At 70.9% G+C, this 14,772-nt stretch carries 10 protein-coding genes and 1 pseudogene; 8 read left to right on the forward strand and 3 right to left on the reverse strand.

Translation table 11 applies throughout. The features are described 5' to 3' along the window. The first annotated feature begins 6 nt into the window (after positions 1 to 6). Entirely contained in the window at positions 7 to 912 is a 906-nt protein-coding gene (locus tag ACH4DX_RS25780) for a phosphotransferase family protein (protein WP_398156900.1), read from the forward strand. Between the two features lie 106 nt (positions 913 to 1,018). Here ACH4DX_RS25780 and ACH4DX_RS25785 read toward each other — a convergent pair. Beyond that, positions 1,019 to 2,311, reverse strand: a pseudogene (locus ACH4DX_RS25785) (helix-turn-helix domain-containing protein). A 182-nt stretch (positions 2,312 to 2,493) separates the two neighbouring features. Here ACH4DX_RS25785 and ACH4DX_RS25790 point away from each other — a divergent pair. The 4 genes from ACH4DX_RS25790 to ACH4DX_RS25805 all read left to right on the forward strand — a co-directional run bounded on the left by ACH4DX_RS25790 (position 2,494) and on the right by ACH4DX_RS25805 (position 6,825). Further along, positions 2,494 to 2,958, forward strand: a complete 465-nt coding sequence (locus ACH4DX_RS25790) for a hypothetical protein (protein ID WP_398156901.1) — start codon at positions 2,494 to 2,496, stop codon at positions 2,956 to 2,958. Positions 2,959 to 3,262: 304 nt separating this feature from the next. Further along, positions 3,263 to 3,952: a class I SAM-dependent methyltransferase gene (locus ACH4DX_RS25795; protein WP_398156902.1), complete on the forward strand. Its 690-nt coding sequence runs from the start codon at positions 3,263 to 3,265 to the stop codon at positions 3,950 to 3,952. Positions 3,953 to 5,102: 1,150 nt separating this feature from the next. Next, positions 5,103 to 5,435, forward strand: coding sequence for a helix-turn-helix transcriptional regulator (locus ACH4DX_RS25800; protein WP_398156903.1), 333 nt, complete (start codon positions 5,103 to 5,105; stop codon positions 5,433 to 5,435). A 55-nt stretch (positions 5,436 to 5,490) separates the two neighbouring features. Further along, positions 5,491 to 6,825, forward strand: coding sequence for a tyrosine-type recombinase/integrase (locus ACH4DX_RS25805; protein WP_398156904.1), 1,335 nt, complete (start codon positions 5,491 to 5,493; stop codon positions 6,823 to 6,825). Positions 6,826 to 7,562: 737 nt separating this feature from the next. Here the strand turns inward: ACH4DX_RS25805 and ACH4DX_RS25810 are convergent. Continuing rightward, a complete protein-coding gene (locus ACH4DX_RS25810; protein WP_398156905.1) occupies positions 7,563 to 8,744 on the reverse strand; it encodes a magnesium and cobalt transport protein CorA in 1,182 nt (393 codons plus the stop codon). Between the two features lie 217 nt (positions 8,745 to 8,961). Between ACH4DX_RS25810 and ACH4DX_RS25815 the strand changes: the two genes are divergently transcribed. Continuing rightward, positions 8,962 to 10,155, forward strand: a complete 1,194-nt coding sequence (locus ACH4DX_RS25815) for a winged helix DNA-binding domain-containing protein (protein ID WP_398156906.1) — start codon at positions 8,962 to 8,964, stop codon at positions 10,153 to 10,155. Positions 10,156 to 10,240: 85 nt separating this feature from the next. On the opposite strand, the gene ACH4DX_RS25820 is transcribed toward ACH4DX_RS25815, so the two are convergent. After that, positions 10,241 to 11,110, reverse strand: coding sequence for a response regulator transcription factor (locus ACH4DX_RS25820; protein ID WP_398115325.1), 870 nt, complete (start codon positions 11,108 to 11,110; stop codon positions 10,241 to 10,243). A 152-nt stretch (positions 11,111 to 11,262) separates the two neighbouring features. On the opposite strand from ACH4DX_RS25820, the gene ACH4DX_RS25825 reads away from it, so the two are divergent. Both ACH4DX_RS25825 and ACH4DX_RS25830 read left to right on the forward strand, forming a co-directional pair. Continuing rightward, a complete protein-coding gene (locus ACH4DX_RS25825) occupies positions 11,263 to 12,969 on the forward strand; it encodes an AMP-binding protein (protein ID WP_398156907.1) in 1,707 nt (568 codons plus the stop codon). Beyond that, the gene (locus ACH4DX_RS25830; RefSeq protein WP_398156908.1) at positions 12,966 to 14,597 is read left to right on the forward strand and encodes an AMP-binding protein; all 1,632 of its coding nucleotides are present in this window, start codon (positions 12,966 to 12,968) and stop codon (positions 14,595 to 14,597) included. Before ACH4DX_RS25825 ends, ACH4DX_RS25830 begins: the two co-directional genes overlap by 4 nt. Positions 14,598 to 14,772: the final 175 nt, after the last annotated feature.

Consider the following 14,772-nt stretch of genomic DNA (forward strand, 5'->3'; position numbering starts at 1 on the left):
AACCCTATGACAGCTCCAGCATCGGCACCCGGCGGCTTCGACGAATCCGAACTGCGCCACATCGTGCAGCACACCTGCAAGGCAGCAGAGCTCGACGCGGCGAACGCCCGCCTCCTGCGCGGACACACAAACGCCGTCATCCTGCTGCCCGACGCCGCCGCGGTGGTCAAGGTCGCCCGCCGGGGCACCTCGGTCACCACAGTGCAACGCACCACCCACTTCGTGCGCTGGCTGATGGACCGCGGCTTCCCTACCGTGCCGCTGCGCCCGGGGCCGGAACAACCTCTCGTAGTCGACGGGCACGCCGTCACCATCTGGACCTATCTCCCGCAGCCAGACCGCCCAGTCAGTGCTGCCCAGATCGCCAAGCCCCTCTTCCACCTCCACAACCTGCCCACACCACCCGTCGAGCTGCCAGAACACGACAACGTCCGCGCCATCCGCAAGTCCATCGCCGCGATCACCTCCCTGCCCACAGCGACTCTCCGCTTCCTCACCGACCGCGTCGACCGACTCGAAGCCGAACTCGCCGAGGTGGAATTCTCCTTGCCGACCGGCCCCCTGCAAGGCGACCCCCAGCACCGCAACGCCCTCCATCACGGCGACGAAGCGGTGCTGTGCGACTGGGACACCGTGGCATACGGCCACCCCGAGTGGGACTTGGTCACCATCGAGGTCCACTGTCGGCGCTTCGGATATACGCCGGAGCACTACAAGGACTTCGCCACGGCCTATGGGTACGACGTCACCGCGCTGGCTAGCTACACAATCCTGCGTGACCTTCGTGAATTGCGCATGATCACAACGAACGCACGCAAAGTGCACCACGCCCCGGAATCCGTCTACGAAGTGCTGCGCCGAGTAGACGGTCTCGGGAACGAAGACCCGGGTATGCGCTGGCACATTCTCTGACGAAGCCTCTGCACAGACCTCTCAGGTGCACCATGCCGCAACTCTTGGCTGTTTGTGTACTGCACCGGCAGAGCGGCACAGCTCGGCTGGCGCAGGCTGACCTCTGCTAACGACCTTGCCGACTCGTGGCGGCCTGGAGTTCCCTGACGCCGCTCGTGCGGGGGTGGCGTTGTGCCAGCTCGTCGACGATGTTGCGGATCACGGGGCGGTCTCGGACCTCGCCGGGGCTGGCTCGGTAGGCGTCGAGGAGGGAACGGGCGGTCTGCTCCGGGCGCCCCCAGGCCCACCAGGCGCGCGCCATGTCGGTGCCCATGCGGGCCTTCCGCTCGGCGGTGGGGAACTGGGCGGGGCGGAGGTCCTTCCCGGCTTCCAGGGCGGCTCCGGCATCTCTGAGCGCCCAGTGCACACCGACGGCTTACAGGTCGACGGCGGCCGGGCTGATCGGGAACAGGCGGCCTGGAGGGGCGGCCGCCGGCAGCCGACGCGCGGCGCGGCGGGCTTCCTCGGTCATCGACAGGGCCTCAGCGCGGTGGCCACCTCGGGCGGCGGTGTAGGCCAGGGTGCAGAGCATTTGTGCGTACGCCGACACCGACGCATCGGTGTGCAGGCCGGTCGCCTCGACCGCGGAGGCGGCTGTCGTCATGAGGCGCTGGGCTTCCGCTCCGCGGTCCTAGTGGCGCAGGACGATCGCCAGCTCCCGGGCGGCGGCCGCGGACGCGAGCGGGGAACCGGAGATCTCGGCCCAGGTGCGCGCGCGGTCTGCGGTGAGCCGGGCTTGGCCGTAGGAGCCGAGCTTGGTCAGTACCGCAGCGGCCAGGCTGTAGACGGAGGAGAGCCGGGCCTGGTCGAGTTCGCGACGCGAGGAGGCCGCGGCATGCCCATCCGCGATGAGGCCGGGCAGCGCGGCGAGCAGACGAGAGTGCGCGCCCTTGTCGTACAGCGCGCGGGCGGCCGCCATCCGGGCATCCAGCGGGCCTGTGCCGGTCGGGGCGGGTGTGTCGGCCAAGGCCTCGTCGAGCCCCATCATCAGGGCGACCGGCCCGGCAGCAGCCGTGGCAGTGAGCAGCGTACGGCGGCGCATCGGGTCCTCCTCGGCGTGCGGACTGGCCGTCACTCTAGTGGCCGTCGGCACCTTCGAGGCGGGTGGCGCCAGGGAAGTCATCAGGATGTGTCGCGGAACGCCGACCTCTTGAGCGGCGCGGTGGACCAGGGCCAGGTCGACGACCCTTCTGCGCCGCTCCAGCTGCGAGACCGTGGCGGGGTCGCAGCCGAGCCTGCCGCCGAGGGTGGCGAGCGTCCAGGAACGGTGCTCGCGCCCGAGCCGGATGAGCGCGCCCGGACACCGCTGTTCGGCTAATTCGAGAGCTTTGGGTGTGCTCCAGAGCCGGTCAACGGACACAGGTCCTCCCACGCTGCACGACCGGGGCCCTCCACGGTACGGACGGCGGTTGCCGCCGTCGAGGCCGCTTGCATGCCGTGCAAAACCCTTGCACGGCACGGCTATCGATCACCGTAGGACGAGGGGCTGCGGTGTGCTGGCTGCACCGCCCCGAACCACGGGGCTCGTCCATCGGAGGCATCATGGCAACCGCTGTCGCAACTCCTCTGACCACTGATTCGATGAGCGGCCCGGTCCGCTCTGCGCGGGAGGTCGTACCGGCCGGCCTGCGGGACAAGCAGGTCGGGCTGCTCGTGCGCGACTACCCGTACGACTCGGTCATGGCGGCCCGGGTCCTGGAACAGGGCTACGCGTACCTGCTGACCGCGATGCGGCACCGGGGCGAGGGGCTGGGGCTCGCGCCCAGCAAGCTCGTCGACATCGGGGCCCACACGATCATCCTCGACACCGTGGCGTACGCCGAACTGTGCGAGCGCTTCAACGGCGGCCACTTCCTGCACCACGTGCCCGAAATCGAGATGAAGAACGACGGCTCGGTGATGCGGACGGCGCATATCGTCGCCGCCGACGGGTGGGAAGTCGACCTGCCGCTGTGGGCGGACGCCGCCCCGTGCGGCCCCTGCCACCCCGGCAACGACTCGCACTGACCAGCGACAGAGCCGTGGGGGGGGGGGCGGCGGCGGGGGGGGGCGGGCCGGGGGGGGGGGGGTGTGGGGGGGAGGGGGCGGCCGCGGGGGGGCGCCCGCCGCAGGAGGGGGGGGGGGGGGAGGCCCGCCACGGCCGGGGGGGGGCGGCGGCCCCCGGGGGCGCCCCCGCCCCCCCGGCCAACCACGCCCAGTCCCCCGCCACCGCCCGGGCCCCGGCCCGCCCCGGGCGGGGCCACGGCACTCGGTCGGATGAGGTTGACCGGAACCGGCCCGGCGCCGGGCCGCGCCCGCCAAGATGGGGCGGATGACGACCACGGCAGACCTCTGGCACCACTACTGCCGCACCCGCTCCGAGCGCGACCGTGCCGTCCCTGATTCCTTCCACTGGATCTGGAGCCAGGACGGCGGCCCCGGTTGCGAAGTGTTGGGCGATCTCTCGGGCCGAGTGGTCGGCGACCTCGGCGCCGGAGCCGCCCGGCACGTCGCGCACCTGGCGGTCCACCACGAGCCCGCCGAGGTCGTCGCCGTCGATGCCTCTCCCGCGCAGTACGAGATGGCCACCGGCCTGTTCGCCCACCTCGCCCCGCGCCTGCGTATCGCGTCGTCCGACGCCGTGCCCCACCTCCAGGCGGCGAAGAGCGCCTACGACGTGCTGTACAGCGTGTTCGGAGCCGTCGACTTCACTGATCCGCGCGAGCTGCTGCCGGCAGCAGCCGCTGCGCTGAAGGCGGGCGGGCGACTCGTCTTCTCCACCCTGGCCCACTACTTGAACGGCGCCCAGGCCCGACCGGATCTGGTAGCAACCGACGTCCCCGCGAAGACCCCCGAGGGCGAGCCGGCTTCCCTGCGTCGCTGGGTTCTCCAGGAGCAGGTATGGGTAAAGGCCCTCGACGAGGTCGGATTCACCAACATCGCCGTGGACGTGCTTCCTGCTGGGGCCGACGGACCGCAAGGGGCGGACACATTGCTCGTGATCGCAAACCAGCAGCGCTGACCTCCTCTCCCGTTCCTCCCAACGCAGGGCGGGCGGCCTGTCATACCGCGGTCCACCGTGCCGTTCCTGACCAGCACGCGGTGGGCCTGCCAGTCGTAGGAGAGCACCCGCCGACTGGCAGACCGGGAGAGATTCAGGGGATCGACTGTGGCATTTCGTGTGACCGCGAAGGGGCTAGCGGTAGCGCGGGCGCAGCCGCGCAGCCGCCCTGCGGAGGGGAAGCCGACTGGGCATTCGCCCACGGCAGACGGGAAAGAGCCCCAAAGGACTGGAACCTCCGCCGAGACCATGTCAACGTACAGCGTCCCGGAAAACACCAGGTCAGCGGAGGGGCGAGGACATCTGGCGGGCGGCACGCCAACCCACCCCACGACAGCCCGCAGCCCGCGTCACTCGGTCTCGCGACCAGGCGCCCGACCCCACGGAGGTCCACATGTCGAAACCCGCAATCCGATCTGCCCGCTTCACTGCCCCCGTCCTCTTGGCGCTAGGCGCCGTGAACGCGTGGGCAGCCCAACGAACTGAGGACTACAGATCTCTGTCCACGGCGCTGTGCCTTTGCGTCTGCGCCGCCAGCCTGTTCGGCGAGGATCTGCTGCAACGTGGCTACCGCCGTGACAGTACGGTCCTCGCGCACATCGCGGCGCACCCTGGGGCCGCAACTCGCCATGTAGCCCGCGCCGTCGGAGCCCCGGAGCGTGTCGTTGCTCGGAACCTCGACCGCCTCACAGATGACGGACTGTTGGTGCTTGTCAATGACGGTGCGATTCCCGCGCTTCGGTCCTACCGACTGGCGTCGTGATCAGCGCCGGAGGTAGCGGGCAATAGACACGCCCTCGTGGCGCAGGGAGATACATAGCAGACGATCCCCGGTTAGCGAAACCGGGGATCGTGCGGACCATTGATGTCGTTCGCACTCGGCTGCGCTTTGCGGTGGAGCCGTAGCGGATGCAGCAGACAGCGCCGCAAGAGATAGGAGGCAGTAAGCGGCTCCTGCCCGCTGCTGCCCGCAATCTGCAGCACTTCGCCGGAAGGCGACGACGCCCTCGTCGGTCGGCGTGCGAATCGCCGGTGCTGTCGGACTCGTTCTGGCGCAGGTGCGCCGCTCCGTAAGGGATCCCTCTCTCCTATGCCGATTTGCGATACCTCCATGCCTCTTCACGCTCCGAAGCTGCGCAAGGCGCCAACCCATGCCTCATCAGGGCGGGACCCCGGCGCAAGTGACGCGTTTGAGCAGGCGTTCCTGAACGTCAAGAGCGCTGCACGGTACCTGGGCGTATCACCAAAGACGTTGTATGTCTGGCGGCATCGTCGCCAGGGGCCCCCGAGCTTCCGGCTTGGTCCGCGTGGGCGAGTGGCATATCGACTCACGGCCCTTGACGCCTGGGTGTCTGAACAAGAACGAGCGGACTCCCGCTCCAACGACGCCCTCAATCCGCTGAACGGATCCCCTGGAGCGCGCACTCCTTCGCCTCTTGCCTGATCTGGGTGACCGATAAATCTTGTCTCGCTGCCGCACCACGTAAGAGGAAGCTTTTTTGGCTGGCTACATAGAAGACCGCTGGATCAAAAAGAAGAAGGACCCAGTCACCGGAAAGCGGGAACGCACTACCCGCTACGGCAAGGGCAAGCGCTACCGAGTTTCGGGTATCCCCGGGGTGCGGGATATGTCCTTCGGGACGTTGGAAGACGCCAAGACATGGCTGAGCACTGCCAGCACCGACAAGGGGCGGGGCGAGTTCGTCGACCCCCGCGACGGTTCGATCGCACTCACCGACTATGTGACGCGCTTTTGGTGGCAAGGCGTCCGCGGTGTGCCGGGGACCATCAAGAGGATGGATGAGCGCGTACGGCTCCACATCCTGCCGCACCTCGGCGAGGTCGCCCTGCGCGACATCTCCGCAACAGTGCTCCGGGGTTACATCACGACCCTTGAGAAGGAATGCGCGGCCCGGTACGCCCGGCAGATCCTCTCTGTGCTCTCGAACATCTTCGAGACGGCGATTGACGACAAGCGGTTGCTGCGCAACCCGCTTCGGGCCAAGACTGTCCGCTGGCCCAAGGCGCCGGACGACCTGCGGGAGGCATGGCCGCTGGAGGTCGCCCGGAAGGTGCGGGATGCGATCAAGGCGCGGTATCGCATTGCCGTTGTGCTCGGGCTCGGGTGTGGTCTGCGCCAAGGTGAAGTCTTTGGTCTCTCGCCACAGGACGTTGACTTCGCACGCGGGCTCATCCGGGTTCGTCGGCAAGTGCAACTCCTGGGCGGGCGGCTGTACTTCGCGCTGCCGAAGGGCGGTAAGACACGGACGGTCGACATGCCCGAGGCCGTTGCCCGTGAGCTAGCCGACTACTTTGCCGAGTATCCGGCAGTCGAGGTCGAGCTGCCCTGGGGCGGGCCAGATCCTGACCTAGATACCAGGAAGTTCCCGCTCATCCTTACCACCACGTACGGCAACGCCCTTCGCGCGAACATCTTCAATGTTGAGGTGTGGAAGCCAGCCCTGGCTGCGGCGGGCGTCATCCCCATGCGTGAGAAGGGCGCACGGTGGCAAGCATCCCGCAAGGACGGCTTTCATGCGCTGCGGCACACCTACGCGTCCATTCTCCTCGAAGCCGGAGAGTCCGTTGTCACGCTGGCTCGATGGCTTGGCCATTCGTCTCCGACGATCACCCTGGACTTCTACGCCCACTTCATGCCGGAGGCCGGAGCGAAGGGGCGCTCGGCCATCGATGCGCTGCTCAACAATGCTCCCTACGGCGTCGTGCTAGATCAGGAGGACTCGGTCTCTGATGAGGCGTGGGTATCCACGCCCGAACCCCCCCTTGTACGTAGCGGATATCGGCTCGTACCTCCTCGCGTTCCGCCATCGTGAGCATGCGGAGACTGTGGTGGACCAGTGGCAGAAGGACTGGCCTGGGCGGAGGGCAGTTGTGGAGGAGTGGGACCTCCAGCGTTGGGGGAGGCTGGGGCCGGGCGGCATGCGTGCGATCCGCGATCATGTTCCCGACCGGCGCCTCGTGCACCAGGCCCATGCCGCCTTCCTGCCTGATGGCAGCAGGCTTCACACCGCGGTCCCGCAGACCTGGTCGGTGCCTGCCTGGGAATTTATGGTCGACGAATACAGCACGTCGCCGGCGCACTGGCGTACTGAGAGACGACCTGGTCCTGACGGGACCGTCGAGGCCCAGGTCCGCGGCACCGACGAGGCTGCGGTTGCGGAGGCGTTTGGGCTGGCGTGCCGAGAGGCGGTCGACCGAGCCACGCATCCAGAGAAGTACGGCGACCCCGCGGATTGGTAGGTCCCTTCCACGGAGCGTAAGGGGGGAGCTATAGGCGTCGGGGCTTCACCGAAGGCGGCTGGGGCGCAGCGAATGCTGTGCCCCAGCCGCCTTCGGCGTATCGGCGATGGCTACTCTGCGTCACCTTGCCGGAGGCTGGCCGAGTCCGGTGGGATGCAGTGACGCCTGCCGGTAGAGGGTCGCGGCGGCGACTGCGGCCCGCGCGGCTCCAGCCGATTCTCCCCAGATTCTCCCCAGAGGGCTCCAGGTGGGCCTGAGAGCGGCTGATCCGCATCTTGCGTACGGGCGATCCCATTAACGGCTCGGTTACTCAGAGCCAGTCTCGTCGCTTGAATACAAGGTACAAAGTCACGCAAACGATCCCCATCAGGGCAACGGCGAAGGGATATCCGAACACCCAGCGTAGTTCTGGCATGGTTTCGAAGTTCATGCCGTAGACCGTGCCGACCAGCGTCGGAGCGAACAGGATCGCCGCCCAAGACGAGATCTTCTTGATCTCCTCGTTCTGTTCGAACCCCGCCTCCGCCAGCGCCCGCATCTCCGCGTTCTGCTGCTGGGTGACTAGTGTGGCGTTGACGGTGAGGATGTCGGTCAGGGCCTGGCGGAAGCTGTCCACGCGTTCGCTGGTGTGCGTCACGTGGTCGGCCACGTCGCGGAGGTAGCGCTGGAGCTCCTCGTCCGTGCCGTACTTCGCGAAGCCCGCCATAAGGCCGTGCAGCATGCCCACCAGGGGGCGCGTCGCCCGCTGGAACTCCACGACCTCGCGGGAGAGTTCGTAGATGCGGCGGGACACCGACGGGTCGCCGCCGAAGACCTCGGTCTCGATCTCGTCGATGTCGTTCTGGACGCCGGACACCACGGGGGCGTAGCCGTCCACGACCGCGTCCAGGATGGCGTACAGGACCGCCTCCGGGCCCAGGCGCAGCAGCTCCGGGCTCTGCTCCATCCGGTGGCGCACCGCCGACAGATCGGGGGCCGCCCCGTGCCGCACCGTGATGACGAAGTCGGCGCCCACGAAGATGTGCAGCTCGCCGAAGTCGACCTCCTCCGGCGCGTCCAGGTAGCGCGCCGCCCGCAGGACCACGAACAGCGTCTCGCCGTACCGTTCGAGCTTCGGGCGCTGGTGTGCCTCCATCGCGTCCTCGACGGCCAGTTCGTGCAGGTCGAACTCGGCTGCCAGGGAGAGGAGCTCCTGTTCCGTCGGCCGGGCCAGGCCGATCCACGCCATGCCGTCGGGCTCAGCCCGCAGCGCGCGGAACGTGGCCGCCAGGGACCCGGGCGCCGCGACCTGTACGCCGTCGCGGTACAGCGACGCCTGCACCACGCTCGGGTCCGCCGCGGGTGCGGGGCGCTCGTGCTCGGGCTCGCGCCCCCCGCGGTGCTGCGGTGGGTCCGCCGGTGGCTTCCCGCCCTGCGCCGACTGGGACGACGCCCGCCGCCAGGAGTGTTTGCGTGCCTGCTGCGGGCGGTGTGTCCGTCGCTCGGGGGTCACCTGTGCCCCTCCCGTGGTCGTTCGATGCGTCGTGCGTCGTTCGGCTGCCTTGTCCGGCTGCCGCGTGCGTCGTGCCGGGGTACGGGCGCCCGTGCCCGCGCCCGTGCTCGGTACGTCCCCGATCAGGGTATATGCGGGGCACCGACCGCCGCGCGACCCCCGTCGGCAGCCGCCCCGCGGACCGTACCCGTGCGCGACCGGCGCTAGCGTGCGGGGCATGACGAAGACCCCGGCCGCCCCGGCGAGGCCCTCCGCGCACGCCCCGGTGCTCAGCCGTCGCGCCCTCAACCGGGCCACCCTCGCCAGGCAACTCCTCCTGGAGCGCGCCGCGATGTCCGCCGAGGCGGCCCTCACCCATCTCGTCGGGCTCCAGGCGCAGAACGTCAAGCCGCCGTACTACGCCCTCGCCGCCCGGCTCGCGGGCTTCGATCCGTTGGAGTTGTCCGGGCTGATGGGCGAGCGGGCCGCGGTGCGCATCGTCACCGTGCGGTCCACCGTGCACACCCTCACCGCCGCCGACGCCCTGGTCCTGCGGCCCTTCAGCCAGGCCGCGCTCGACCGCGAGCTGCGGATGTTCCGCCGCGGCCTCGTCGGCGTGGACCTCGACCGGCTCGCCGCGCTGGCCCGGGCCCACGTCGAGGAGGAACCCCGTACCCCCGCCCGGATCCGTACCGAGCTGCTGCGGCACTGGCCCGACGCCGACCCGCAGTCCCTCGGCATCGCCGCCCGCGTCCGCCTTCCGCTGCTCCAGGTCACCCCGCGCGGGCTGTGGCGCCGCAGCGGCCAGGTCGCGCTCACCACCGCCGAGCACTGGCTCGGCCGGCCGCTCGCCGACGAAGCAGCCCCCGACGGCATCGTGCCGCGCTACCTCGGCGCCTTCGGGCCCGCCTCCGTCAAGGACATGCAGGCCTGGGCGGGCCTGACCCGGCTCCGCGAGGCCTTCGAACGGCTGCGGCCCGGGCTCCGCACCTTCCGCGACGAGCATGGCGTCGAGCTGTTCGACCTGCCCGACGCGCCCCGGCCCGACCCCGAGACCCCGGCCCCGCCCCGCTTCCTGCCCGAGTACGACAACCTGCTCCTGGCGCACGCCGACCGCACCCGCGTCATGGACCCCGTACACAAGGACCGCACCTGGACGGGGAACCAGCCGCACCGCACCTTCCTCGTGGACGGCTTCCTCGCCGGTGTCTGGCGTCTCGACGAACCCGGGGACGGAGACGGGGGCGGGGGCGGCGGCGCGGGTGGGGCGGGCGTGCGGCTCACCGTGCAGCCCTTCGTGGACTTGGACCGGCAGCAGCGCCAGGAAGTCCTCGCCGAGGCCGAGCGCACGGCCCGGCTGCTCGGCGGCGACGGTGCCCCCGCCACGTCGTCCTGCGACATCCGGTTCGGGGAGGTCGTCCCCGGGCGTTGAGCCGCCGAGCACCCGCCCCGGAGCACCCGCCCCGGAGCACCCGCCCCGGAGCGCCCCCCAGAGCACCCGCCCCGGGCCCGGGAATCTACGGCAGCACCCCCATGCGGCGCGCCACCACCACCGCCTCCCACCTGGTGTGCGCCCCGAGCTTCCGCATCGCCGAGCGCAGATAGCCCTTCACCGTCTCGGGGCGCAGGCCCAGGCGTTCCGCGGCCACCGCGTTGGTGACGCCGTCCGCCAGGCAGACCAGCACGTCCACCTCGCGCGGGGCGAGCCGCGGGCCCGCCGGAGCCGGTCCCGGTCCCGGTGCCGGGGCGGGAGCCGGTGTCGCGGACGTCAGCCTCGCGCACGCCGCCAACAGCTCCTCCCGCAGAGCGGAATCATCGATGCGCGGAGCCAGCGCGCGCAACGCCTCGTGCGCCTCCCGTACCTGCTCCCACGCCCCCCTGGGGCCCGGCGGCAGACCGGACGCCGCCTCCCGCGCCGCCGCCACGAGCGCCGCCGCCTCGTCCCGCACCACCAGCGCCTGCTCCACGTCCCGCGCCGCCGCCACGGCCGCCGCCAGCGTCCGGTCGCCCAGGGGCAGCGCGGTGCGCAGCGCGCCGTACAGCAGGCCGCGCACCCGGCGGCGCACCACAAGGGGCACGGCGAGCACCGCCCGCAGGCCCTCGGGGGCGACGGCGGCGTCGTACTCGTGGCTGATCTGCCGCGAGGTGCTGTAGTCCGTGACGGCGCAGGGCCGGGCGAGGGCCACCGCCTTGCCGCCGAGGCCGTTGCCCGCGCGGATGGTCAGGCCGTTCAGGGAGCGCGTCGCGGTGCCGCTCAGCTCGGCGATCCGTACGCAGGAGGCGTCGTCGACCAGGCCGCCGAAGGCCACCTCCAGACCCGTACCGCGGCGCAGCCGCAGCAGTGCGGCCCGCACCTGTGCCGCCTCGACGCCGTCCGCAGCCGTCACGCCTCCGCCCCTTCCGCCTGTGGGCTCCGTGTCGCCCCGTGGCGCCCCTTGTGCCGGCGGGACACCACCCCCGTCCGGGGGTGGTGAGACCTGCGTCACGGATTAGACGATGGTACGGACGAGCGGCGGTACGCGGAATGCGAGGGGTGCAGATGACGGCGACCGGAGCGGGCGGCGGCGTGGAGGACTTCCGGGCGGCCCGGGACTTCCTGCTGCGCCACCGGGAGGACTACAAAGCCGCGTACGAGGGCTTCGCCTGGCCACGGCCCGCCCACTTCAACTGGGCCCTCGACTGGTTCGACACCATCGCGGCCGGGAACGACCGCACGGCCCTGCACATCGTGGAGGAGGACGGCGCCGAGACGCGGCTGACCTTCGCCGAGCTCTCCCGGCGCTCCGCGCGGGCCGCGAACTGGCTGCGCGGCCTCGGGGTGCGCGCGGGGGACCGCGTCGTCGTGATGCTCGGCAACCAGGCCGAGCTGTGGGAGGTCGCGCTCGCCGCGATGAAGCTGCGGGCCGTGGTGATCCCGGCGACACCGCTGCTCGGCGCCGCCGACCTGCGCGACCGCATCGAGCGCGGCCGGGCCCGGCACGTCGTGGTGCGCGGCGAGGACACCGCCAAGTTCGCGGACGTGCCGGGCGACTACACCCGGATCGCGGTCGGGGACCGCCCCGGTGCGCAAGACCCGTCCGGCCCCGAGTGGATCGCGTACGGCGGTGTCGACAGCGCCCCCGCCGACTTCACCCCCGACGGCCCGACCCGGGCCGACGACCCGCTGATGCTGTACTTCACCTCCGGCACCACCGCCCGCCCCAAACTCGTCGAGCACACCCATGTGTCGTACCCGGTGGGGCACCTGGCGACGATGTACTGGATCGGGCTCACCCCCGGTGACGTGCATCTGAACATCTCCTCGCCCGGCTGGGCCAAGCACGCCTGGTCGAACCTGTTCGCGCCGTGGAACGCGGAGGCGACCGTGTTCCTCTACAACTACACGCGGTTCGACGCGGCGCGGCTGATGGCCGAGATGGACCGCGTGGGCGTCACCAGCTTCTGCGCCCCGCCCACCGTGTGGCGCATGCTCATCCAGGCCGACCTCACCCAGCTGCGGACGCCGCCGCGGGAGGTCGTCGCGGCGGGGGAGCCCCTCAATCCCGAGGTCATCGAACAGGTGCGGCGCGACTGGGGGGTGACCATCCGGGACGGCTTCGGGCAGACCGAGACCGCCGTACAGGTCGCCAACAGCCCCGGGCAGCGGCTGAAGCCCGGCTCGATGGGGCGGCCCACGCCCGGCTTCGTCGTCGAGCTGCTCGATCCCGTCACGGGCGAACCGGGGGCCGAGGAGGGCGAGATCGCGCTCGACCTGTCGGCGCGCCCGGTCGGCCTGATGACCGGCTACCACGGCGACCCCGAGCGCACCGCCGAGGCCACCGCGGGCGGCTACTACCGCACCGGTGACATCGGCGCCCGCGACGCCGAGGGGTACCTCACGTATGTCGGCAGGAGCGACGACGTGTTCAAGGCCTCCGACTACAAGATCTCCCCGTTCGAGCTGGAGAGCGCCCTCCTGGAGCACGAGGCGGTCGCCGAGGCCGCGGTCGTGCCCGCCCCCGACCCGGTGCGGCTCGCCGTCCCCAAGGCGTACGTGGTGCTCGCCGAGGGCCACGAACCGGGGCCCGGCACGGCGAAGCTGCTGTTCGAGCACGCGCGGGCGACGCTCGCCCCGTACAAGCGGATCCGGCGCCTGGAGTTCGGCGCGCTGCCCAAGACGGTGTCCGGCAAGATCCGCCGCATCGAGCTGCGCGAGGCCACGGCCAAGGGGTCCGACGCCGAGTACCGCGAGGAGGACTTCCGGTGAGCGCGACGGCGGACCAGGTGCCCACCGGGCTCTCCTACGCCCACGGCACCAGCACGACCGGGCTGCTCGGCGACACCGTCGGGCAGAACCTCGCCCGTGCCGTCGCCACCTGGCCCGACCGGGACGCGCTCATCGACGTCGCGGCCGGGACCCGGTACACGTACGCGGAGTTCGGGGACGCCGTCGAGCGCCTCGCCCTCGCGCTGCTCGGCTCCGGGGTCGGCAAGGGCGCGAGGGTCGGCATCTGGGCCGTCAACTGTGCCGAGTGGGTGCTCGTGCAGTACGCCACCGCCCGCGTCGGCGCGATCCTGGTGAACATCAACCCGGCCTACCGTGCGCACGAACTCGCCTATGTGCTCAGGCAGTCGGGCGTCTGCCTGCTGGTCGCCACCGAGCGGCACAGGACCAGCGACTACCGGGCCATGGTCGACGAGGTCCGGGGCACCTGCCCGGACCTGCGGGCCGTGCACTACATCGGGGACGACGCGTCGTGGGGTGCGCTCCTGGACGCGGCGCGGTCCGTCGGTGAGGGTGAACTCGCCGCGCGCGAGGCGGAGTTGAGCTGTGACGACCCGGTCAACATACAGTACACATCGGGCACCACCGGCTTCCCCAAGGGGGCCACGCTCTCCCACCACAGCATCCTCAACAACGGGTACTGGGTGGGGCGCACCATCGGCTACGGCGAGCAGGACCGGGTGTGTCTGCCCGTGCCCTTCTACCACTGCTTCGGCATGGTGATGGGGAATCTCGCCGCCACCTCGCACGGCGCCTGCGTCGTCATCCCGGCGCCGTCGTTCGACCCCGTCGCCACGCTGCACGCCGTGGAGCGCGAGCGGTGCACCTCGCTGTACGGGGTGCCGACGATGTTCATAGCAGCGCTCAACCTCGCCGACTTCGCCACGTACGACCTGACCAGCCTGCGTACGGGGATCATGGCCGGTTCCCCCTGCCCCGTCGAGGTCATGAAGCGGGTCGTCGCCGAGATGCACATGGCGGAGGTCTCCATCTGCTACGGCATGACGGAGACCTCGCCCGTATCCCTCCAGACCCGCATGGACGACGACCTGGAGCGGCGCACCGGGACCGTCGGGCGGGTCCTGCCGCACGTCGAGGTCAAGGTCGTCGACCCGGCGACCGGGGTCACGCTGCCGCGCGGCACGTCCGGCGAGCTGTGCACCCGCGGGTACAGCGTGATGCTCGGCTACTGGAACGACCCCGAGCGCACCGCGGAGGCCGTCGATTCCGGGCGCTGGATGCACACGGGCGACCTCGCCGTGATGCGCGACGACGGATACGTGCAGATCGTCGGCCGCATCAAGGACATGATCATCCGTGGGGGCGAGAACGTCTATCCGCGCGAGATCGAGGAGTTCCTGTACGGGCACCCGAAGATCGCCGACGTGCAGGTGGTCGGAGTGCCCGACGAGCGGTACGGGGAGGTGCCGCTCGCCTGCGTCATCCCGCGCGACCCCGAGGACGCCCTGACGCTCGCGGAGCTCCACGAGTTCTGCGAGGGGCGGCTCGCCCGCTACAAGGTCCCGGCGCGGCTGCGCATCCTGGAGAGCTTCCCGATGACGGTGTCGGGCAAGGTGCGCAAGGTGGAGCTGCGGGAGCGGTTCGGCTGAGGGGGCCCTCGCCGGGCGGGCGGCGCGTGGGCTTGTGCCCGGGGGGCCGGACGTGTGCCCGGCGGTCCGGGGGCGTGCCCGGGGGCCGGACGCGTGCCCGGGGAGCCGGATGCGTGCCCGGCGGTCCGGACGCGTGCCGGGCGGTCCGGGTGCCGCGTCAGGGTCCCGTCGCCGT

It is taken from the genome of Streptomyces sp. NPDC017940 (genome assembly GCF_044328435.1).
Classification (GTDB): Bacteria; Actinomycetota; Actinomycetes; order Streptomycetales; family Streptomycetaceae; genus Streptomyces.